Below are 22257 nucleotides of genomic sequence, written 5' to 3'. Positions count from 1 at the left end.
ATGCCTCTACAAGGGAAATTTGTAGTCGATAACGCGCCGACCTTGACGCTAGTAGTGCCCGGTGTAGGGGCGTTCCCGGCTTTCTCTGGTGACGGCATTTACCGCAATCGCGGGGGATGTACAGCGGCCGCGAGCAAGGGGCCTCTACCAGCCGGGAAGTATTGGATAGTGGCGCGGCCGACCGGCGGAATCGCATCGCGATTACAGGCGTTGATCAAGGATGCATACAATGCTGCCCGTGGAAATCCGTCTCATCATGACGAATGGTTCGCCCTCTATCGGAACAACGGAACAATCGATGACTGGACCTGGGTGAACGGCGTCAAGCGCGGTAACTTCCGATTGCATCCGGTTGGCGGCGACGGTGTTTCATTCGGATGTATCACGCTGAAAAGCGTCGCGGACTTTAGCAGGCTTCGACATACGCTCCTGCATACGCCGACTGTTCTGGCCGGTAGTTCAGGGCTACACGCTTACGGATGGATCGAGGTAACGACAATTGGCGACACTTGCCCGTAGACTTTGCCAGCTGTTTCTTTTTTTGGCTTTGTTTTTGTTATCGGTGCGATATGTCCACACGTACCCATCACCCATGACGCTGGAGCAGCAGCAAATATTGATCGAAATCTCCGATAAGCTCGGAGTGGCCGATTATGAACTGCTTTACATCGCCGCAATGACGGCCATAGATCTGATTGTGGCGATCGTTCTTTATGTGCTGATCGTGAAAATATGGCGGACTTGCACGCGAGGCAGAAGTCGTTGATTTGCTTCTCATCGAAACTCAGAACAGCTTGCCCGGATTCAAAATGCCGTGCGGATCGAGCGCACGCTTGATCGCGACCATCGCCGCAAGCTCGGCCGGTGAGCGCGAAATCGGCAGGAACTCGCGCTTCAGCGAACCGATGCCATGCTCCGCCGACACCGACCCGCGCAACGGCCTCAGCATCTCGTAGACGAACGCATAGACCGCGTGATGTTCGACGCCCGGAATCGAATGACCATCCACGGTCAGATGCAGATTCGAATCGCCGATATGCCCGAAGAAATACGCTTCGTTGCCGGGCCAGCGCTGATCGAGCGCCGCGCGGCAACGGTCGACGAACGTGCCGATCTCGCCAATCGGCAGACTCACGTCGAAGTTGATCGGATCGAGCTTGATCGGAAACTCCGCGGTGCATTCGCGAATCGCCCATAGCGCGCGCGCATCGGCGACCGATTGCGTGATCACCGCGTCGCACAGCGCGCCCGCTTGCAGCGCATCGGTCAGCGCCTGGGCGAAACGTTCCCCAGCGTCGTCGGCATCGAAGCCCGCGTGCTCGATCAATGCATAGAGCGGATGCGCGGCGTCGAACGGCGAGCGCGCGCCGGTCAGCTTCACGCCGAAATCGTAGAAGTCCGGCCACATGATCTCGAACGCGCCGATGTCGTTGCCGAAGCGCGTCGCGAGACGGCGCAACAGGCTCACCGCGGCATCGTAATCGTCGAGCGCGACGAGCGCCGTATGGCGCGCCGCACGTCGCGGATGCAGCCGCAGCACCGCGCGCGTGATCACGCCGAGCGTGCCCTCCGAACCGATGAACCAGTGCTTCAGGTCATAGCCGGTGTTGTTCTTGACCATCTTGCCGAGCGAACTGAGCACGTCGCCATTGGCGAGTACCACTTCGAGCCCGAGCACCTGGTCGCGCGCGGTGCCGGACTGGATCACGCGATTGCCGCCCGCGTTGGTCGCGAGATTGCCGCCGATCTGGCATGAGCCGCGCGCGCCGAGATCGAGCGCGAGTTCGAAGCCCGCGGCTTCGGCGGCTTCCTGCGCGGCCTGTAACGTGGTGCCGGCACGTACGGTCAGTGTGGCCGACGCGGTGTCGAGTTCTTCGACGCCGGCCAGACGTTCGAGCGACAACGCGATATCGTCGGCGCGCGCGATCGCGCCGCCCGCGAGTCCGGTCATACCGCCTTGCGGTACCACCGGCTGATGCGCGGCGTGGCAGATCGCGAGCGCACACGATACTTCGTCGGTCGTGCGCGGCATCAGCAGCGCCGCCGGACGCGTCGGCTCGTGGCGCGTCCAGTCGGTCAGCGCGCGTTCGCCGATCTGCTCGCCGACGCGCACCGCGTCGACGCCGAGCGCGGCGCGCAAGGCCTCGAGTGTCGTCGCGAGCGGTGCGGTCGGGGTTGCGGTCTGGGTCGTCTTGTCGTCGGTGATGCTCGGTTCTGTCATGCAGGAGGTCCTTACTGTGCGGTCGCGGCGAGTTTCTTGCGATAGCCCATCGAATCGTTGATGCGGCCGAGGATATAGTCGCCCGCGGCGACCGGCTGATATTTGCTTTGCGCGTCGCTCGCGCCGAGCTCACGCGGATCGACGAGCGCGCCGTAGGTCGGATCGTAGAACGTCGCGATCGAATAGCGCTCGCGCCCCGATGCATTGATCACGCGATGCAGCGTCGAGCGGAAGCGGTCGTTGGTCCAGCGCGCGAGCAGATCGCCGACGTTCACGACGAAGCTGCCTTCGACGGGCGGCGCCTCGACCCACGTATCGTTGGCGATTTCGCGCACCTGCAGGCCGCCGACCTGATCCTGCCACAGCAGTGTGATGCAGCCGTAGTCGGTGTGCGGCGCGACGCCGAACTGATCTTCGCCCGACTGCGGCGGCTGCGGCGGCTGCGGCGGATAGTAGACCATTTGCGTGCGCTGCATGCGCTTCGTGTAGCGCGGCGCGAAGAAATTTTCTTCGATGCCGAGACTCACCGCGACCGCGCGCAGCAGATCGGACCCGCACGCGCCGACCGCCTCGTAATAGTCATACAGCACCGGCCGCAACCCGGGCATGAAGTCCGGCCAATTGTTCGGCCCGCGTAGTGCCTGGCCCGCCAGCACGTCGGGATCGTCTTCCGGCAGTTCGAGGCCGATGCTGAAAAACTCCTTGTGATCGGGCCGCTTCGCCTGATACATCGTCGCGTCGCCAAGCGCATTGAAGCCGCGATGCCGATGATTGACCGCCGCGTGTCGTTTCGTGTCGACCGGAAACGCGAAGAAAGTGCGCGCGGCCTGCGCGGCGGCATCGATCTTCGCTTGCGGCACGCCGTGATTGACGATGTAGAAAAAACCGATCGTCGTACAGGCTTCATGAATTTCCTTCGCGACGCGTCGGAGCGCCTGCTGATCGCCCGCGCGCACGTCGGCGACATCGATGATCGGAATGCGGGTCACGGGCATCGCGCGGCTCCTTCGAGGATCGGTATTGCAGTGGTATATACCGCCAAAAGCAGCGCCGCAAGTTGCTTCGCACGCCTCGAGATCAGGGCTTTTCTCTACTCAAGCGAGCATTTATTTTTCGCCGGAAACGCGGTATATACTGCCCAGCGAAGCCCGCATCGCGCCGCCGGCGCGGCGGGTCTGGAACGAACACTTCGACACGCCGGCGACCCAACACCAATTCGCCCCCGGAGAACCCCATGCGTATCCTTGCAGGCTGGAAATGTCGTCTGGTCATGCTGGCGCTGTGCGCGGCAAGCGTCGCCGCGCACGCCGAAGACCAGCTCGCCAAAGTGAAGAAAGCCGGCGAACTGGTGGTCGGCACCGAAATGCAGTTCGCGCCATTCGACTTTCTCGAGAACGGTCAGCAAGCCGGCTTCAACAAGGAGCTGTTCGCGCAGATCGGCAAGGAAATCGGCGTCAAGGTGCGCTTCATCGATCTGCCGTGGCCGAGTGTGCTGCCCGGTCTCGAAGCGGGCAAGTTCGATATGGTCGGTGGCCCGCTGACGGTCACGAAGGCGCGCATGGAACGCTACACGTACACGCTGCCCGTCGCCGATGCGACCGACGCGCTGCTCAAGCGCGCGAACGATGCGTCGATCAAGCAATCGTCGGATATCGCGGGCAAGACGGTCGGCGCGGGCAAAGGCACCGCGCAGCTGGACCAGCTGAAGAGCTACGCGGCCACGCTGCCGAAGCAGCCTGAAATCCGCGAGTACGTCGACAACAATCAGGCTTACGCGGACCTCGCGGCGGGCCGCATCGCCGCGGCAGCGAACTCGATGACCAACATCGCGTATGTCGCGAAGCAGCGCCCCGAGATGTTCGCGGTCGTGCAGCCGCCGTTCGGCGCGAAGGTGTACTTCGCGTATGCATTGCGCAAGGACGCCGACAGCAAACCGCTCGCCGACGCGTTCAACGCAGCGCTCGTGAAGATGCAGAAGGATGGCCGCCTCGCCGCGTTGCAGAAAAAGTGGTTCGGTGTCGCGATGGAGATGCCGTCCACGATGCCCACGCCGAACTACTGAGCGTCTTCAACGTGGGCGTCCCGCATCGTGCAATAGTTTCGCCGTCGCGCGGTCCGCGTCGCCCTTCCCCTTCCATCGGCCGCGACCCATGTTCAACACGACCGTCTTCGTTCAGGGCCTGCCGCTGCTGCTGCATGCGGCGCTCGCCACCGTCGGCATTTCGCTGACGGGGCTCGTGATCGGATTCTTCGTCGGCATCGGCGTGTGCACCGCGCGGCTGTCGCAGCATCGCGCCGCGCGCCTCGCGGGCGGCGCCTACGTGTTCTTCTTTCGCGGCGTGCCGATGCTCGTGCAGCTGCTGCTCGTGTACTACCTGCTGCCGTTCGCCGGCATCAACGTGTCGCCGATCGTCGCCGCGATCAGCACGGTGTCGTTGTGCTCGGCCTCGTACATCGCGGAGATTCTGCGCGGCGGTTTTCTGAGCATTCCGCCCGGACATCTCGAAGCCGCGCGCATGCTCGGGCTTTCCCCGCTCGATACGCTGCGGCGCATTCTGGTGCCGCAAGCATTCCGTTTGACGCTGCCGTCGCTCGTCAACGAAATGGTGCTGCTGATCAAGGCTTCTTCGCTGATCTCGGTGGTCGGCGTCGCCGAGTTGACGCGCACCGCGCAGAACATCGCCGCGAGCACTTACCGGCCGCTCGAAGCGTATGTCGCGGCCGGGCTCATCTACTTCGTGATCTGCGGTTCGCTCGCGCTGGTCGCGCATGCGGCCGAACACCGTTTGCAGCACGCCTGAATCGACTCACGTTTAAGCGAACCTCGCCATGCAAACGTTCGACCCGACCGTCATCACGCACAACCTGCAGCCGATCGCCGCCGGCCTCGCGACGACGCTCGCCAGCTGGGCCGCGGGCGTCGCAATCGGTCTCGCGATCGGCTTTCTGATCGCGGTGCTGCAACTGTTCTGCGGACGCTGGCTGCGCGCCATCTTGCGTGTCTACATCGAGTTGCTGCGCGGCACGCCGTTTCTCGTGCAGCTGTTTCTGCTGTACTACGCTGGCCCGTCCATCGGCATCACGCTTGAACCGATGACGGCCGGCATCGTCGGCCTCGGTCTCTACGGCAGCGCGTATCTCGCCGAGGCGTTCCGCTCCGGCTTCCAGTCGGTGCCCAAAGGCCATCTCGAAGCGGCGGCGTGTCTCGGACTCACGCGCTGGCAGGCGATCCTGCGCATCCAGGCGCCGCAGATGCTGGTGCTGATCGTGCCCGCGCTGACCAATCTGATCATCGTGTTGAGCAAGGAAACGGCAGTGCTGTCGATCGTCACGGTGCCCGAACTGACGTTCGTGCTGACCGGCATCGGCTCGGCCACCTTCGCTTTCGTCGAAACCCTGCTGGTGCTGTGCGTGTGCTATCTCGCTCTGGTCGAGCTGACCTCGCGCGCGGGCATGTGGGCCGAAGCCCGCCTCGCACGCTTCATGGCATGATTCCGGAACACCTATGAACGCCATCGCCGACATGTCCTCCCCCGCGCAATCTTCCGCGCCGTCCGCCAGCGCAGCGGCGAACGCATCGAATGCCGCGCCGCTGATCGAGGTGCGCGATCTGCGCAAACGCTTCGGCGATGTCGAGGTGCTGCGCGGCGTCGATCTCGAGATTGCGCGCTCGGAAGTGGTCTGCATCATCGGGCCGTCGGGCTCGGGCAAGAGCACGCTGCTGCGCTGCCTCGCCGCGCTCGAAACCTACGATCACGGCGACGTGCGCATCGAAGGCGAGCTGCTCGGCTATGCCGAGCGCAACGGCAAACGCGTGCGCGCCTCGCAGGGCGAGATCAACCGCGTGCGCCGCAACGTCGGCATGGTGTTCCAGCAGTTCAACCTGTGGCCGCACATGACCGCGCTCGGCAACGTGATGGAGGCGCTGCTGCGCGTGCGGCGCCTTTCGCACGACGAAGCGCGCCGCCGCGCGAGCGCGATGCTGGAGACGGTCGGCCTCTCGCACAAGGGCGACGCGTATCCGGCGAAACTGTCGGGCGGTCAACAGCAACGCGTCGCGATTGCGCGCGCACTCGCGATGGAGCCGCACATCATGCTGTTCGACGAACCGACCTCGGCGCTCGATCCGGAGCTGGTCGGCGAGGTGCTGCAGGTGATGAAGCAGCTCGCGCGCGACGGCATGACGATGGCCGTGGTCACGCACGAAATGGGTTTTGCCGCGCAGGTCGCCGACAAGGTCGTGTTCATCGATCAAGGCCGCATCGCCGTGCAGGGCAAACCGCGCGACGTGTTTCACGATGCCGCGCAGCCGCGTCTGCGGCAGTTTCTGCAAAACTACTTCGACCGCAATGCGTTCTGGACGCGCGGCCCCGACGACACCCCGCCCCTATGAGCGCCGCCGTTCGCAACAAGCCTCATGGCAAATCGTCCGCCAGCGCGGCCAGCGCCGCGGCCAAAATCGCGCGCGGCAGCGACGAAGCGCCGGCCGCGCGCTACGAGCAGGTCAAACAGCACATTCGCCAGATCATCGGCTCGGGCGAACGCCAGGCGGGCGACCGCCTGCCTTCGGAGCTCGACCTCGTCGCGACGCTCGGCGTCTCGCGCATGACGGTCAACCGCGCGCTGCGCGAACTCGCCGACGCGGGGCTCGTCACTCGCCTATCGGGCGTCGGTACTTTCGTCGCGGCGAACAAGCCGCAGTCCACGCTATTGATGATCGCCCATATCGGCGACGAGATCCGCTCGCGCGGCCACGCTTATCGCTGCGATATGGTGCTGTTGCAGCGCGAGACCGCGTCGGTCACGGTGTCGAACGCCTTGGGGCTGGCGCCGGGCGCTTCGGTGTTTCATGTGATCTGCGTGCATCGCGAGAACGGTCTGCCGGTGCAGCTCGAAGATCGCTATGTGAATCCGGCCGTCGCGCCGGATTTTCTGCAGCACGATTTCTCGGCGCTGAAGCCGTCCGAGTATCTGCTGAGGGTCGTGCCGATGCACGATCTCGAACACGTGGTCGACGCGGCGCTGCCGACGCCTGCCGAAGCAGAGCTGCTCGAAATTCACGCCGAAGAACCGTGCCTGACGCTGACGCGCCGCACATGGACGGGCGGCGTCGCCGTGACGTTCGCGCGTTTCGTGCATCCGGGTTCGCGCTACCGGCTCGGCTGCCGTTTTTCGCCGAACATCTCGCAGCGCCAGGGATAACGCGCGCTTCCGAAACCGTACTAGACGGTCCCCGCCAGATGAAAACGCGACGCCGGATGCCATAGCCGCACCGACGTCGCGACGTTCTCGCCGACCCACGTGCGCCGCCACAGCAGCAGACACGGCTCGCCGATATCCATCATCAGATGACGCCGCACATGGGCGTCGGGCTTTTGCGCGTAGATGCGAAACTCGGCGCGCTGCACGGGCGCGAGCCGCACCATGTAGTGATTCGGCGTTTCGACCGAGAAGTCCTGCTGCAGATATTCAGGAAACACCTTCGGATTGACGAAGCGGTCCTCGTACTGGATCGGCTCGCCCTCCTCGCTGTGCACGATGCACGAATGAAACGCGGGACCGTTCGCGAGACCGAGCGCTTCGAGCGCGTCGGCGTCGTCGCTCGGTTCGAGCGTCAGCACGCGCGCCGAATGACGATGACCGCGCGCGGCAATTTCATCGGCGATATTGCGGATCTCCAGCACCGTCGATTCATACCGCTGCGGCGCGACGAAGGTGCCCGAGCCTTGCACGCGCGTGAGCACGCGCTCGGCGGTCAGCTCGCGCAGCGCGCGCGACACCGTCATGCGCGCGACGCCGAACTCCTTGACCAGTTCCGTTTCGGAAGGGATCAGCCCGCCCGGCTTCCATGCGCCTTCGCTGATGCGCTGAAGCACGTAGCGTTTGATCTGCTCGTAGGCGGGCATCGCCTTGACCGGCGTGTCGCGATCGCGATCGCGTTCGGCGGAATGCTGTTTCTGCTCCGCTTGTGCGGCGGGCGCTATACGCGCCTGTGTCGTTGTTTTCACTCCAAACCTCATCGGTGGTTCGCCGGTGGTACATGAGGTACACCGTGGCCGGTTCTCCGACGGCCGGGCCCAATCTTACCCGGTTCGACGCTGGGAGACGGCTGGAACGCGCTACCAGATAAACGGCACGAAACGGTAACGCACACGAGCCATGTATTGGGTGTAGCCGTCGAGCTGCCCGGCGAGCAGCCGCTCCTCGCGCACCGCGCGCCAGCCCATCCCGTACGCCATCACGGGCAGCGCCACGAGCCCCCACCACGAGCCGAGCATCAGCGGCGTGCCGACGAAGAACACCAGCGCGGCCGCGTACATCGGATGACGGACGTACGCGTAGGGCCCGGTGTCGGCGACCTTGTGCCCGCGGCTCGACTGAATCTTGACCACCGGTGCGGCATAGCTGTTCGCGCGAAACACGAACCGGCACATGAAGATGCACAGGAACACGCACAACGCGCCGAGGCCCATGAGCCACGACGGCAGCGGCGCGGACCAGCGAAACCGCATCGCGTCGAAACCCATCAGGACCAGCCAGCCGCACCACGCGGCCCCGATCGCGGCCATGAACACGCGATCCCAGCGGCTCTGCTGCGCCTGCACGAACGGCGCGAGCCGCTCCGCGAGCAGCGCGGGATCATGACGCGCGAGCCACAAGCCGAGCCACAGGCTCAATACCGCCAGCTCGAACAGATACCACCACGCGGGCGGCCACGCGAGCGTGCCGGCCGCGCCGAACAGCAGCACGCCCATGAAAACCAGCCACGCCAGCGATTGCAGGATCAGACGTGCGACCATCGCGGCTCCCTCGAGCGGTCGGCTCATGCGGCCTCATCGCGCGTGCGCACGCGCTCGAACACGTCGGCGATATCGATGTCCTCCAGATTCAAGCCGAAACGCTCACGCAGACAGTCGGCGAGTTCGGCGGCGCTCGCGAGGCGCCGTTCGTTGACGATCTGCCCTCGTGCGTCGCGCTCGTTGAACTGATCGTTGAATAGCGCCAGGCGCAGTTCGGGCAACACGCGGCACGCCAGCAGGTTATGAACGAACTTCGAATCCGGTGACGTCGAGGTGTACCAGTTCGAGGTTTCGTAGTCGATCCACTCGACTGCGCGCAGATCGACGTGATAAACGCGGGTCCAGCTCTCGTCCGGCGCCAGCACCTCGAGATAGACGGTGTCGCGCCCCGCGTCGGCGAGACGGAACGTGCCGAGCGGAATCGGCTGCGCGAGGCCGGCGGTCAGCCGCAGCGGCGCGGTCAGCGTCACGGCGCCGAAGCCGACGTCGGCGATCCATGCGTCGCCGTCGATATCGACGCGCAGCACCATATGCGTGCGCGGCGAGATCGTGCCGGGCTCGCGGCCCCACACGACGCGCGCAAGCATCGGCGTGACCCTGAAGCCGAGTTGCATCAGCACGTTCGCGAACAGAATGTTCTGCTCGAAGCAGTAGCCACCGCGCTTTTCGGTCACGAGCTTGCGTTCGACGGCTTCGAGCTCGAGCCTGACGGGCCGGCGCGTCAACGGGTTCAGGTTCTCGAACGGGATCGCGGCGGGATGGAGCCGGTGAATCGCCCGCAGCACGTCGAGCGTGGCGGCGCGCGGGCCCTGATAGCCGATCCGGGCGAAGTAGTTTTCCAGATTGATGGTGTGGGACATCGGCGGAATTCCGGTTGGACTGCGGGTTCGACGCGATCATAGCGGCTTTCGGCGCTGAATCGACCGCGCGCGGGACGAAGCGAAAACGCGCCTACAAGCCCTTCAACGCCGACGTCGCGATCGACGGCACCGTAATGCCGTGGCTCGATGCGAACTGCACGGCCGAGCTCAGCGTCGACATCAGCGACTGCAACTGCCCCGGCGCCGATTGCGCGATATACGAAGCGCTTTGCGCGGTCTGCGGATTGAGGCCCGATTGCAGCAGCGACGACGGACTCATCTGACCGAGGCTGCCGAGCCCCGACTGCAAGCTCGAATACTGGCTCACACCCTTGCCGAGCGACGACAGACCTTGCGTGAACGCTTCCTTGTTGACCGGCGTCGCAGACGCGCCGCCACTTGCATGATTCGCGAACGCATCGGTCAGCTTCTGCGACAGCGACTGCTGGGTGCTGCCGACCTGCGTCAACTGACTGACCGACGGCGTGCCGCCGCTGAGCAGCCCCGCCGCCTGCTGCGCCTGGCCGGCGGCACTCGTCATGCCCATCGCCGACGCGAGGCTCGACTGTCCGCTCAGCACCTGCTGGTTCGCGCCCACGTAACTCTGCAGCAACTGCGACACGCCGCCCGACGACGCCCCGGCACCCGCCGCGCTATCGCCGCCCCCGCCGATGCCGAACTGCTTCAGATTCAACTGCGCGTGCGCTGCGCCGCCCAGCAACAGACCACCACTCACCAGCAACGAAACCAGAAGAATGCGCTTGCCCATTTCTACCTCCTTACTTTGACTTTCGGGTGACTCGTGCGCTTCGACACCTCGCCGTTTCGCACGTTCGGCCTGACTACATCAATACATTTTCATTACGCGCCAATGAATATCTGTTTACGTCCTCATAAAGTTTAGGCGCAGTCCGTAAATCCGGGAATTACATGCCAGCAATATTGTTGCGAATCGTTCTCATTTGTGTTGACTGCCGCAATACGCCTGCGTACGATCACGCCATCAGCCGCTTTGGCAGCCTGGGACAACACGCGATGTCGCGCCAGGCAGTCGCAGATTGATCACATCGATCGAAACAACACTCATAAGGATTTCGATGAAGTTCGCCCAACTCAATGGATCGCGTGCCAATGCGCGTCCGGTTTGCGACGCTTGCGCAGGTCCCGGCGCAACTCATCGTACGCGTTTGCCTTCGATGCGGCGCGTCGCACTGTGCACGGCCTTCGCGTGGGCCTCGTTGACCGGCCACGCGGCGCTGGCCGAAGCCAATCCCGATGCGAACCCGGAAGCGCCCGAGGCCGACCTGAACATTCAGGCGACGCAGACCGACCAGTGGACAGGCCTTTGGAACCGCCAGCAATTGCTCGGCGACATGGGCGGCCTGCGTCCGTGGCTCGGCAAGTACGGCATGACCTTCACGCTGACCGAAACCAGCGAAGTGCTGGCCAATCTGCGCGGCGGTCTCGCGCGCGGCGCCAACTACGACGGCGTGACCACCGCCACCTTGCAGATGGATACGCAAAAGGCGTTCGGCCTGCCGGGCGGCCTCTTCAACGTCAGCGCACTGCAAATTCACGGCGCGAACCTGAGCGCGAACAAGCTCGGCACGTTGAATACCGCGAGCGGCATCGAGGCCGACGACGCGACGCGTCTGTGGGAGCTCTGGTATCAGCAGTCGTTCCTGAACAAGCGCGTGGACGTGAAGATCGGTCAGCAGAGTCTCGACCAGGAATTCATCACGAGCACGTATGCGGCCCTGTTCCTCAACACGATGTTCGGCTGGCCCGCGCTGCCCTCGTACGACATGCCGTCGGGCGGTCCCGCCTATCCGCTCGCGGGTCTCGGCGTGCGCGTGCGCGGCCAGATCACCCCTTCGTTGACCGCGCTTGCCGGCGTGTATTCGGGCGACCCGCTCGGCAACGACCCGGACAACATGAGCGGCACGAACTTCAACCTGCATAACGGCGCGTTGTGGATCGGCGAGTTGCAGTACTCGATCAACCAGCCGGCCGAAGGCGAAATGGTCGGCACGGGCGGCGGCGGTCTGCCGGGCACCTACAAGCTCGGCGTCTGGTACAACACCAACAAGTTCGCCGATCAGCGCTACGACAACATGGGGCTGTCGCTCGCGAATCCGGCGTCGACCGGCATTCCGGTGAATCACAGCGGCAACTACAGCTTCTATGCGGTCGCCGATCAGATGGTGTGGCGCCCCGACTCCGACGAACCTCGCAGTCTCGGCGTGTTCGCGCGCGTGATGGGCGCGCCGGGCGACCGCAACCTCGTGCAAGTCGCGGCCAACCTCGGCGTCGTGCTGAAGGCGCCGTTCAAGGGCCGTGACAACGACAGCGCCGGTCTCGCGCTGACCTACATCAAGGTCGGCAGTCACGTGAACGGACTCGACAAGGACTTCCTGGCATTCAACGGCAGCCCCTACGGCGTGCGCACCAGCGAAACCACGCTCGAGGCGACCTACCAATACCAGGTCAATCCGTGGTGGCAGTTGCAGGCCGACGCGCAATACACGTTCAACGCCGGTGCGGGCCAGAACCCGAACGACCCGACGCAGCCGCTGCGCAACACCTTCGTCGTCGGTATGCGGACCAATATCAACTTCTGACGGCGCCCGCCGCGCGCTTTCATCCTCGCAAGCACATGCGACCCCACGCAACCGGACCAGCGCTTCCCATGCTTTTAATCGTCACCGCCACTCCCGCTTTGTGCACCCGCACGGAGGCCCGATCGTGAATCAACTCACGCGCAAGCTTGCGGCGCGCGCCGCGCGAGCCCTGCTCGCCGCGATGGCCGGCGCCGCCGCTCTCACGATGGCCGCCAGCGCGCAGGCCGAGCCGCAAGGCTTCCTTGAAACGATCAAGCATCACACGACGCTGATCAACACCGTGCCGGATAACGGCGACCAGAATCCGTACGCGCTCGTGGTCGCGCCGGTCAGCGCGGGCACCGTGAAGAAAGGCGACGTGCTGGTCGGCAACTTCAACAACTCGACAAACCTGCAGGGCACCGGCAGCACGATCATCAACTATCACCCGGACACCAGACAGATGACGGTGTTCGCGACCGTGCCGCGCGATCTGAAGGAATGCCCGGGCGGCATCGGCCTGTCGACCGCGATGACGATGCTGAAGTCCGGCTGGGTGATCGTCGGCAGCACGCCGAGCAACGACGGCACGACCGGCACCAAGGGCGCTGGCTGCCTGATCGTGATCGACCCGCAAGGCAAGATCGCGTCGACGATCTCGACGCCGAACATCAACGATCCGTGGGGCAACATGGCGGTCGTCGACAACGGCACGAGCGCAACGCTGTTCGTCAGCAACGCGGGCTTCGGCGTCGGCGACGCGCAAGGCAATCCGCCCGTGTTCAAGCAGGCCACCGTGCTGCGCCTCGACCTCGACGTGCCGGCAGGCAAGCCGCCCGTCGTGAAGCAGGAAACCGTGATCGGCAGCGGCTTCGGCGCGCAGGCCGACAAGGGCGTGTTCCTCGTCGGGCCGACCGGCCTCGCGCTGTCGGCCGATCAGAAACTGCTGTACGTGTCCGACGCGATCGGCAACCGCATCACCGAGATCGACGATCCGCTCACGCGCGACAGCAGCGCGGGCGTCGGCCGCCAGTTGACCGCCGACGGCCTGCTGCATCGTCCGCTCGCGATGGTCACCGCGCCCAATGGCCACCTGCTGGTGACCAACGCGTTGAACGGCCAGGTCGTCGAGATCGATCCGGCGACCGGCAAGCAGCTGTACGCACGCTGGATCGATACCGACAAGGCGCAATCGCCCCCCGGCAACGGCGACCTGTTCGGTATCGCGATGACGCCGGAAGGCGACGGCTTCTACTACGTCGAAGACGACGTGAACACACTGGTGCTCGCGAAGTAGGCGGCACCCACGCAGTTTCAAGAAGGTGAACTGGCCATGACAAACGATCACCCCCCACGGCCGTCACGACGCGGCTTCCTGAAGGCGGGGGGCGCGGCGGTCGCCGCCGGCGCGAGTCTCGGCGCAGGCCTCGCGACCTCGCCGCCCGCGCTCGCGAAGGCGCCCGCGCATAGCGCCCAGAACGCCGATCCGCAGTTCGCGGCCGAGCCGTTCTACGGTCCGCATCAAGGCGGCATCGTCACGCCGCAGCAGAGCCACACCTACGTCGCCGCGCTCGAGCTGAGCACCGACAAGCGCGACGAAGTGATCGCCCTGCTGCGCACGTGGACCGAAGCAGCCGCGTGCCTGACGCAAGGCGGCACGGCCTTCGCGCTGCCCGCCGGCGACGGCGACGGCGGCGGCGACCGGGCCGCCCCCGATTCCGGCGACGTGCTGGGCCTCGGCCCGAACGGTCTGACGATCACGTTCGGCTTCGGCCCCGGCCTCTTCACGAAGGACGGCAAGGACCGCTACGGGCTCGCGTCGCGCCGCCCCGCCGCGCTCGTCGATTTGCCGCGCTTCAACGGCGATCAGCTGATCAAGGAGAAGACCGGCGGCGACCTGTTCATCCAGGCGTGCGCGAACGACGCGCAGGTTGCGTTTCACGCGGTACGCCAACTGACGCGCCGTGCCTACGGCGTCGCGGCGATGCGCTGGGGCCAGGCCGGTTTTCTGTCCGGTCCGCGCGCTCAGACGCCGCGCAACCTGATGGGCTTCAAGGACGGCACCAACAATCCGGCGACCGCGAAGCCTGAGCTGATGAACCAGTTCGTGTGGGCTCGTGCCACCGACGACGCGCCGTGGATGGAAGGCGGCACCTACACGGTCGTGCGCCGCATCCGCATCACGCTCGAACACTGGGACAACACCGAGCTCGGTTTCCAGGAACAGGTGTTCGGCCGCCACAAGTACAGCGGCGCGCCGATCGGCAGCAAGCATGAATTCGACGCGGTGGATCTGAAGGCCGAGGACAAGGACGGTAACCCGGTGATCCCCGAGAACTCGCACGTGCGTCTGTCGAATCCGGCGAGCAACAACGGCGCGCAGATTCTGCGCCGCTCGTATTCGTACAACGAAGGCACGAACTTCTATATCGAGCGCTGGCCGCCGTGGCGCCAGGAAACCGAGTACGACGCGGGGCTGATTTTCATCGCGCACCAGAGCGACCCGCGCACCGGCTTCATCCCGATCAACGACCGGCTCGCGAAGTTCGACATGATGAACCAGTTCACGACTCACGTCGGCAGCGCGATTTTCGTCGTGCCGCCGGGCGCGAAGCCGGGTTCGTATGTCGGCGCGGGGCTGTTCGAGACGTGATGCAGCAAATGAAGCACGCCGGGCGTGCAGCGCCTGGCTCACTCAACACAATCAAAACGGACTTCTGCAACATGGCTCATTCCTGGTTTGCCACCCGTCTGCGCGCGCTCGGCAGCATGGCCGCGCTGTCGCTCACCGCGCTCGCGACGATGCCGTCGGCGGCTCACTCGGCGTCGATCACGCTGTACAACGCGCAGCACGAGCAGGTCGTCAATCTGCTCGCAAAGGACTTCGAAAAGCAGTCGGGCATCTCGGTAAAAATCCGCAGCGGCGAAGGCCCGGCGCTCGCCGCGCAGATCGTCGCGGAAGGCGCGGCGTCGCCCGCCGACGTGTACTTCACGGAGAACTCGCCTGAGCTGATGCTGCTCGAGGAAAAGGGTCTGCTCGCGAAGGTCGACGAAGCGACGCTCCGCGCGGTGCCGGCACGTTTCAATTCGCCGAGCGGTGTATGGGTCGCCGTGACCGCGCGCGAGAGCGTGCTCGCATACAACACGACGAAGCTGCAGCCGTCGCAACTGCCGCAATCGGTGCTCGACCTTGCGAAGCCTGAATGGAAAGGCAAGGTCGGCATCGCGCCGAGCGACGCCGACTTCCTGCCACTCGTGAGCGCGGTGCTGGCCCTGAAGGGTGAAGAGCAGACGCTCGCGTGGCTGAAGGGTCTCAAAGCCAACGCGCAGATCTTCGACGATGACGAAGGCGTGGTCGCCGCGGTCAATCGCGGCGGGGTCGCGGCCGGTCTGATCAACAACTACTACTGGTCGCGTCTGCATGCGGAAATCGGCGATGCGAAAACCCGCAGCGCGATCTATCACTTCGGCCACGGCGACGCCGGCGCGCTCGTCAACGTATCGGGCGCGGGCGTGCTGAAGTCCGCGCACAACGCGGACGGCGCGCAGAAGTTTCTCGCCTATCTGGTCAGCGAACGCGCACAGCAGCTGATGGCCAACAGCCACGTGATGTTCGAATATCCGCTGCACGCGGGTGTCGCGCCGGACCCGATCCTCAAGCCGTTTGCCGAACTGACTCCGCCCACGCTGACGATCCAGCAGCTCGGCGACGATAGCCAAGCCGGCAAGCTGCTACGTCAGGCAGGCCTGCTGTAAATGAGCGAAGCACTGTCAGCCGGTCCGCCGGCTGTCCCCCCAGCCCCGGCGCGCGGGCGGACGCGCGCGCCGCGCGGCCTTTTTGCGGCGGCAGCACTCAGCGCTTTGCTGGTGCTGCTGCCGATTGCGTTTACGTTCTGGCGCGCGGCGAGCTTCGGGATCGGCGACGCGCTCGATCTGATCTGGCGGCCCCTCGTCGGCGAGCTGCTCGTCAATACGGCGTTGATCACCGTCACGACTACCCTCGTTTGCGCGGTGATCGGCACGGCCGCCGCGTGGTTCGTCGAGCGCACGCATCTTCCCGGACGGCGCGCGTGGGCGGTGCTGTGCGCCGCGCCGCTCGCGATGCCGGCCTTCATTTCGAGCTATGCGTGGGTGTCCTTGAGCGAGGACTTGCAGGACTTCAACGGCGCGTTGCTGGTCTTGACCTGCGCGTATTTTCCGCTCGTCTATCTGCCGGTCGCCGCCGCGCTGCGCGGCATGGACCCGGCACTCGAAGAAAGCGCGCGCGCACTCGGCTGCAACCGCTGGACGAGTTTCGCGCGCGTCGTGCTGCCGCAACTGCGGCCGGCGCTGCTCGGCGGCATGCTGCTCGTCGCGCTCGGCGTGCTATCGGAATTCGGCGCGTTCACGCTGCTGCGCTTTCATACGTTCACCACGCAGATCTACGCGGAATATCGCACCAGCTTCGACGGCGGCGGTGCATCGCTGCTCGCGTGTCTGCTGATCGTGATCTGCCTCGTCGTGCTTGCGTTCGAGTTTCGCGTGCGCGGTGCAGCGCGCTATGAGCGCGTCGATCGCGGCACGCGCCGCGCGGTGTTGCGCTACGAGCTCGGTGGGTGGCGCTGGCTCGTCGTCGCGGGCTTTGCGCTGCTGACGCTTGCGACGCTCGGCGTACCGCTCGGCATGATCGGCTTCTGGCTCACGCAGCCGGGCGCGGCCGCCGTGACGCCGGCCGACGTATCGCCCGAACTGCTGTGGAACGCGACGTGTTCGTCGCTGGGTCTCGGCCTCGCGGCCGCCGCGCTGACCACGTTGCTCGTGGTGCCGCTCGCGTTTCTGCTGGTGCGTTATCCGACGCGTTTCGCGACGCTGTTCGAGCGCACCGTGTTTCTCGCGCAGGGCGTGCCGGGGCTCGTGATTGCGCTCGCGATCGTCTCGCTCGCCGTGCATGCGCTGCAGCCGCTCTATCAAAGCGCGACGCTGCTGATCGTCGCCTACGCGATCCTGTTCATGCCGGTCGCGCTCGTCAGCGTGCGCGCGGCATTCATGCAGGCGCAACCGCGCCTCGAGGAAACCGCGCGCGCGCTCGGCCTTGACTGGACGCAGACGCTCGTGCGCGTCGTGCTGCCGCTCGCGGGCCCCGGGCTCGGCGCTGCCGCGGCGATGGTGTTCATCTCGGTCGTCACCGAACTGAACGCGACGCTGCTGCTGTCGCCGCTCGACACGCAAACGCTGGCGACCCAGGTGTGGGCCGACACGTCGACGATGGCGTTCGCCGCGGCCGCGCCGTATGCGGCGCTGCTGACCGGCATCTCGCTGTGCGCGTCGGGGCTGCTGTTCGCGCTGCTCGGCCGCTCGGCGCTGCTCGGCGAGCGCGGCTGACACGCGCCGGCTTTTTCATCGCTGCTTTTGTTCGACTACTTCGGATTTTCATGAGCGAACTTCGTATCCGCGGACTGCAGAAATCGTTCGACGGTCACCCGGTGCTGCACGGCCTCGATCTCTCGGTCGAGCGCGGCACGCTGCTCGCGCTGCTGGGGCCCTCGGGCAGCGGCAAGACCACGCTGCTGCGGCTGTTGTGCGGCTTCGAGCGCGCGGACGGCGGCAGCGTCGAGATCGATGGCCGGCGCGTCGTCGGCGACAACCTGCACGTACCGTCGGAGCAACGCCGCATCGGCTACGTGCCGCAGGAAGGCGCGCTGTTTCCGCATCTGTCGGTCGCGGACAACATCGTGTTCGGTCTGCCTCGCACGCAGCGCCGCGCGCGCCATCGCGTCGCTGAGTTGCTGGAGTTGGTCGGCCTGCCCGCGCATTTTGGCGAGCGCGCGCCGCAGCAACTGTCGGGCGGTCAACAGCAACGTGTCGCGCTCGCCCGTGCGCTCGCACCCACGCCGACGCTGATCATGCTCGACGAGCCGTTCTCCTCGCTCGACGCCGCGCTGCGCGTCGAAACGCGCCAGGCGGTCGCAAGTGCGCTGGCCGCGGCCGGCGCGACTGCCGTGCTGGTCACGCACGATCAGTCCGAGGCGTTGTCGCTCGGGCATGAGGTCGCGGTGCTGTGGAATGGGAGGCTGATCCAGACCGCGACGCCCGAAGTGCTATACCGCCGGCCGGTGACGCGCGAGCTTGCGTCGTTCATTGGCGAGGCGGTCTTGTTGCCGGGCATCGCGCAACACGATCGCGCGAGTTGCGAACTCGGCGAACTCCCACTGGTCGCGCCCGTCGGTCACGGTGCGGTCGACGTGATGGTGCGTCCCGAGCAGATCCGCCTGCTGCGCGCCGATGAAACCGCGCGCACAGGCGCCGCACACGACGCGCTCGTCACTGACGTGATCTTCCAGGGGCAGGACGCAAGCGTCGCGCTGCAATTGCAGTCCGCGACGCGGGCGATGGTGCGCGCGCGCGTGCCCGGTTATCTGTGCCCGCGTCCGGGTGAGCGCGTGCGGCTCGCGGTCGAGGGTGAAGTGACCGCCTATTCGCGTGCCTGAACGACCAAGGCTGGCGCGCTCGGCTACCGCAGCGACAGATCCTGCACCATCTGCTGCGCCAGATAATCGCAGGTCGGCCGATCCGATTTCGCGCTGCGCGCGACCACGATTTCGAGCGGCGCGATTCTCGGCAGGCCTTGCGCGTCGCCGAGTATCGCGAGCCGCGGCGGCACGCTGCACCGCGTCAGTGCAATCACCGACAAACCGGCATCCACGGTCGCGACGAGCCCCATCAGGCTCGCGCTGCTGAACGCCGCGCGATAACGGATGCGCGCGCCATCCAGCGCAGCCAGCGTGTGCTGACGCGCGACGCAGCCCGGCTCGTACAACCCCACCGGCAACGGCGAGGCCTTCAGCACCGGCGTATCGACCGACGCCCCCACCCACACCATCGGTTCGCTGCGCACGAATTCGCCGCGCATCCTGCGGTCGCGCGTGACGAATGCGAGGTCGATCTTGTTGTCCGCGAGCATTGGCGCGAGTGCCGTGCTCTGCGCGCAGACGATCTCGATCTCGACGCGCGGGTATAGCGTCGCGAAACGCCGCAACACCGGCGATAGCAGCGACGACACATAGTCGTCCGGCGCGCCGAGCACCACCCGCCCGGTCACCTCGGGCCGCACGATCGCCGACCACGCCTCCTCCTGCAACGCAAGCGCGCGCCGCGCGTATTCGAGCAGCGTACTGCCGGGCCGCGTCAGCGACAGGTTGCGCGTGGTGCGTGCGAACAGCGTCGTGCCGAGCATCGTTTCGAGCCGCTTGATCTGCATGCTGACCGCCGCCTGCGAGCGATGCACGCTCGCCGCCGCCTTCGTGAAGCTGCCCGCCTCCACGACCGCGACGAAGCTGCGCAACAGATCGACGTCGAATTCAGGGTTCACGATTTATCAACCGGGCTTATGGAATTGCTCAATTTAATTCGTTTGTGAACAGGCCACAAGCGGCGCAATACTCGCAGGCATCATGTTTCGGAGTCGTTGCGCATGTCCCTCACCTCACGTCAACAAGGCGCGATCACGCTGGCGAGCGGCGGCCTGCTGATGGGCACGATCGGCGTTTTCGTCGAGGAGGCGCGGCTCGATGCGCTGACGCTCGTGTTCTTCCGCTGCCTGTTCGGCTTTCTCTCGCTCGCCGCCTATTGCGCGTGGAAGGGCTTTTTCACGCGCGCGCAGTTCACGCGCCGCACGGTCGCGCTCGCGCTGATTTCCGGCGTGCTGATGGTCACGCAATGGGTCGGCTTTTTCGATGCGATTCATCGCACCAGCATCGCGGTCGCGACCGTCGTGTTTCATGTGCAGCCGTTCTGGGTCGTGCTGATCGGCGCGGCGCTCTTTAACGAGCGGCTCGGCGCGGACCGGCTCGGCTGGATCGCGACGGCGTTCGTCGGGCTCGTGCTCGCGTCGGGCGTGATCGCGGCCGGAAACCTGCAAGGCCACAGCAGCTATCTGATCGGCTTGAGCGAAGCGCTGCTCGGCTCGCTGCTGTATGCGAGCGTCACGCTGATCGCGAAGAGCCTCGGCGAAATGCGCCCGCATCTGCTGACGCTCACGCAATGCGCGGTCGGCGTGACCTGTCTGCCGCTGATCGCGCCGCTCATCGCGCCTTTGACGCTCACGCATATCGGTCCGATGCAGTGGTTCTGGCTGATCGGCATGGGCGTGCTGCACACGGGATTGTCGTATGTACTGATTTACGGCGCGCTGCCCAGGCTCAGCACGCCAGTGATCGCGGTGCTGTTGTTCGTTTATCCGCTGACCGCGATCGTCGTGGATGCGCTCGTGTATGGCCGTGCGCTGTCGCTGTCTCAACTGGCGGGCATGGCGCTGATCGTCGCCGCGAGTCTCGGCGTCAATCTCGGCTGGCCGTTGCTGACGCTGCTCCATCCGGGTGGGCGGGCACGCAGTCACGCGAAGTAAAGCGCGCCGCCCGCCCGGTTCTTACTGCGGCAGCGTCTCGCCCTTCGTCTCCGGCGCGAACGGAATCACGAACAGGCCGAGGACGAACACGAGCGCGGTCAACGCGATCGGCACGCCGAGCGTCTGCATATGCAGCACCGCCGCGCCGAGCAGAAAGTTGACGCCGGCGCCGACGAAGCGTCCAAACGACGTGCAGAACGCAAACGCCGTCGCGCGTACACGGGTTTCGAACTGCTCGGGCAGCCACAGGCTGAACAACGCGAAGTTGCCGCCGAAAAAGCCCAGCACGAACAGCCACGCGATGAACGGCGCGAGCCCGTTCGGCAGATAGAACGCCCAACCGAAGCTCGCCGCGATCGACACCGCCATCCCCGCGAAGTACACCGCGAGCGTCATCTTGCGGCCGATGCGCTCGGCCAGTGGCGGCAGCGCGAGACAACCGAGGATCGTGCCGATCGACAGCAGGCCGGTCGCGAGCGACGCGGTGCGAATCGAATCGCCCTTGGACATGCCGGCGCGCGCCGCCAGTTGGATCACCGCGGACGGCTCGTAGACGGCGCCCGCCCACAGCCCGATGATCGCGATGGTCAGCAGAATGCACGCGACCCATGTGCGACGCCGGTAAGCCGGCCCCAAGATCTCGCGCAACGGCTTCACGCGCACCGTCTTTGCGTGGGCTTTCTGCCACTTCTGCGGCTCCTTCACGCGCAGCAGAATCAGAATCGCGACGACGACCGGTACCGCGCCGGTCAGGAACATCGCGCGCCAGCCGAAATGCACGCCGACCGTGTAATTGAGCGCAGCCGCAAGAAAGAAGCCCGCGTAGTAGCCGGTCTGCAGATAACCGGCGCCCATTTTGCGACGATCCTCCGGCCAGGCCTCGGCAACGTAGGTGCCCGCGAGCGCCCATTCCCCGCCGATCCCGACGCCCGCGATGAAGCGATAAATACCGAGCTGCCACACATTGGTCGAGGTCGCGGCGAGCCCGGTGAAAATCGCGAACGTGAAGATGGTGGCGGCGAGCACCTTGGTGCGGCCGAAGCGATCGGCGAGCGGTCCCCAGATGAACGACAGTCCCCAACCGACCAGAAACAGCGCGAACAGGATCGATCCCGCGAGGCCGACATTCGACGGCGTCGCCGCGAAGCCCGAACGCGGCAACAGCTCGGTCAGCGCGGGCGTGAGCACCAGCGCGTAAATGAACGAGTCCATGCCGTCGAGCGTCCAGCCGGCCCACGCTCCCCAGAACCCTGCGATCTGCGAACGATTGAGCGGTGTGCGCTGACGCGCGACCGCTCGTCGGTCGGTTACTGTATTCATCATGCTCCTCCGGCCTACGATAGTTGAACGTAACGAAGAAAGGGACGGGCGCGCTTGGGGATGGCTCGACGAC

Annotated in this window: 22 protein-coding genes; 14 read left to right on the top strand and 8 right to left on the bottom strand. The window is 65.5% G+C overall.

The genetic code is table 11. The features are described from left to right. Positions 1-519, top strand: a complete 519-nt coding sequence (locus HDG32_RS17050) for a DUF2778 domain-containing protein (protein ID WP_184069164.1) — start codon at positions 1-3, stop codon at positions 517-519. A 73-nt stretch (positions 520-592) separates the two neighbouring features. After that, complete coding sequence (locus HDG32_RS17045; RefSeq protein WP_260336497.1) at positions 593-766, top strand: hypothetical protein; 174 nt, start codon at positions 593-595, stop codon at positions 764-766. A gap of 18 nt (positions 767-784) precedes the next feature. Here HDG32_RS17045 and HDG32_RS17040 read toward each other — a convergent pair whose 3' ends face one another. Both HDG32_RS17040 and HDG32_RS17035 read right to left on the bottom strand, forming a co-directional pair. Continuing rightward, positions 785-2221, bottom strand: coding sequence for an FAD-binding oxidoreductase (locus HDG32_RS17040; protein WP_184069158.1), 1437 nt, complete (start codon positions 2219-2221; stop codon positions 785-787). 11 nt (positions 2222-2232) lie between these two features. Continuing rightward, positions 2233-3216 (bottom strand): isopenicillin N synthase family oxygenase, encoded by a 984-nt coding sequence (locus HDG32_RS17035; protein ID WP_184069155.1) that lies wholly within the window; start codon positions 3214-3216, stop codon positions 2233-2235. A gap of 239 nt (positions 3217-3455) precedes the next feature. On the opposite strand from HDG32_RS17035, the gene HDG32_RS17030 reads away from it, so the two are divergent. The 5 genes from HDG32_RS17030 to hutC (HDG32_RS17010) all read left to right on the top strand — a co-directional run bounded on the left by HDG32_RS17030 (position 3456) and on the right by hutC (HDG32_RS17010) (position 7423). Beyond that, positions 3456-4283 carry a transporter substrate-binding domain-containing protein gene (locus tag HDG32_RS17030; RefSeq protein WP_090806118.1) on the top strand — a complete coding sequence of 276 codons (828 nt, stop codon included), beginning with the start codon at positions 3456-3458 and terminating at the stop codon, positions 4281-4283. A gap of 88 nt (positions 4284-4371) precedes the next feature. Continuing rightward, positions 4372-5022, top strand: a complete 651-nt coding sequence (locus tag HDG32_RS17025; RefSeq protein ID WP_018420800.1) for an amino acid ABC transporter permease — start codon at positions 4372-4374, stop codon at positions 5020-5022. Between the two features lie 28 nt (positions 5023-5050). Beyond that, entirely contained in the window at positions 5051-5713 is a 663-nt protein-coding gene (locus tag HDG32_RS17020; protein ID WP_184069152.1) for an amino acid ABC transporter permease, read from the top strand. A 13-nt stretch (positions 5714-5726) separates the two neighbouring features. Beyond that, positions 5727-6614, top strand: a complete 888-nt coding sequence (locus tag HDG32_RS17015) for an amino acid ABC transporter ATP-binding protein (RefSeq protein ID WP_311540065.1) — start codon at positions 5727-5729, stop codon at positions 6612-6614. Then, the gene (gene hutC, locus HDG32_RS17010) at positions 6611-7423 is read left to right on the top strand and encodes a histidine utilization repressor (protein ID WP_184069149.1); all 813 of its coding nucleotides are present in this window, start codon (positions 6611-6613) and stop codon (positions 7421-7423) included. Before HDG32_RS17015 ends, hutC (HDG32_RS17010) begins: the two co-directional genes overlap by 4 nt. Before the next feature lie 20 nt (positions 7424-7443). Here the strand turns inward: hutC (HDG32_RS17010) and hutC (HDG32_RS17005) are convergent, their stop codons facing one another. The 4 genes from hutC (HDG32_RS17005) to HDG32_RS16990 form a co-directional block, all read right to left on the bottom strand. Beyond that, entirely contained in the window at positions 7444-8229 is a 786-nt protein-coding gene (gene hutC, locus HDG32_RS17005) for a histidine utilization repressor (protein WP_090806124.1), read from the bottom strand. A 111-nt stretch (positions 8230-8340) separates the two neighbouring features. Further along, positions 8341-9021: an isoprenylcysteine carboxylmethyltransferase family protein gene (locus tag HDG32_RS17000; RefSeq protein ID WP_184069431.1), complete on the bottom strand. Its 681-nt coding sequence runs from the start codon at positions 9019-9021 to the stop codon at positions 8341-8343. A 23-nt stretch (positions 9022-9044) separates the two neighbouring features. After that, a complete protein-coding gene (locus HDG32_RS16995; protein ID WP_184069145.1) occupies positions 9045-9881 on the bottom strand; it encodes an arylamine N-acetyltransferase in 837 nt (278 codons plus the stop codon). Between the two features lie 91 nt (positions 9882-9972). Next, positions 9973-10650 carry a hypothetical protein gene (locus HDG32_RS16990; RefSeq protein ID WP_090806128.1) on the bottom strand — a complete coding sequence of 226 codons (678 nt, stop codon included), beginning with the start codon at positions 10648-10650 and terminating at the stop codon, positions 9973-9975. A gap of 328 nt (positions 10651-10978) precedes the next feature. Between HDG32_RS16990 and HDG32_RS16985 the strand changes: the two genes are divergently transcribed. The 6 genes from HDG32_RS16985 to HDG32_RS16960 all read left to right on the top strand — a co-directional run bounded on the left by HDG32_RS16985 (position 10979) and on the right by HDG32_RS16960 (position 18948). Then, the gene (locus HDG32_RS16985; protein ID WP_184069142.1) at positions 10979-12502 is read left to right on the top strand and encodes a carbohydrate porin; all 1524 of its coding nucleotides are present in this window, start codon (positions 10979-10981) and stop codon (positions 12500-12502) included. Between the two features lie 181 nt (positions 12503-12683). After that, positions 12684-13778: a hypothetical protein gene (locus HDG32_RS16980; RefSeq protein ID WP_221307775.1), complete on the top strand. Its 1095-nt coding sequence runs from the start codon at positions 12684-12686 to the stop codon at positions 13776-13778. A 36-nt stretch (positions 13779-13814) separates the two neighbouring features. Further along, on the top strand, positions 13815-15134 hold the full coding sequence (efeB, locus tag HDG32_RS16975; RefSeq protein WP_184069140.1) for an iron uptake transporter deferrochelatase/peroxidase subunit: 1320 nt from the start codon (positions 13815-13817) through the stop codon (positions 15132-15134). Positions 15135-15205: 71 nt separating this feature from the next. Continuing rightward, positions 15206-16237 (top strand): iron ABC transporter substrate-binding protein, encoded by a 1032-nt coding sequence (locus tag HDG32_RS16970; RefSeq protein WP_184069138.1) that lies wholly within the window; start codon positions 15206-15208, stop codon positions 16235-16237. Further along, entirely contained in the window at positions 16238-17842 is a 1605-nt protein-coding gene (locus HDG32_RS16965; protein ID WP_184069136.1) for an iron ABC transporter permease, read from the top strand. Positions 17843-17892: 50 nt separating this feature from the next. Beyond that, positions 17893-18948, top strand: coding sequence for an ABC transporter ATP-binding protein (locus HDG32_RS16960; RefSeq protein WP_184069133.1), 1056 nt, complete (start codon positions 17893-17895; stop codon positions 18946-18948). Between the two features lie 23 nt (positions 18949-18971). Here the strand turns inward: HDG32_RS16960 and HDG32_RS16955 are convergent, their stop codons facing one another. Then, a complete protein-coding gene (locus HDG32_RS16955; RefSeq protein WP_184069131.1) occupies positions 18972-19829 on the bottom strand; it encodes a LysR family transcriptional regulator in 858 nt (285 codons plus the stop codon). A 102-nt stretch (positions 19830-19931) separates the two neighbouring features. Here HDG32_RS16955 and HDG32_RS16950 point away from each other — a divergent pair, with 102 nt between their 5' ends. Then, a complete protein-coding gene (locus HDG32_RS16950; RefSeq protein WP_184069129.1) occupies positions 19932-20864 on the top strand; it encodes a DMT family transporter in 933 nt (310 codons plus the stop codon). Positions 20865-20885: 21 nt separating this feature from the next. Here HDG32_RS16950 and HDG32_RS16945 read toward each other — a convergent pair whose 3' ends face one another. Continuing rightward, complete coding sequence (locus HDG32_RS16945) at positions 20886-22184, bottom strand: MFS transporter (protein WP_184069429.1); 1299 nt, start codon at positions 22182-22184, stop codon at positions 20886-20888. Positions 22185-22257 lie beyond the last annotated feature (73 nt).

It is taken from the genome of Paraburkholderia sp. CI2, from assembly GCF_014201055.1.
GTDB lineage: Bacteria > Pseudomonadota > Gammaproteobacteria > Burkholderiales > Burkholderiaceae > Paraburkholderia > Paraburkholderia tuberum.
This window is presented reverse-complemented; position numbering and strand designations above follow the sequence as displayed.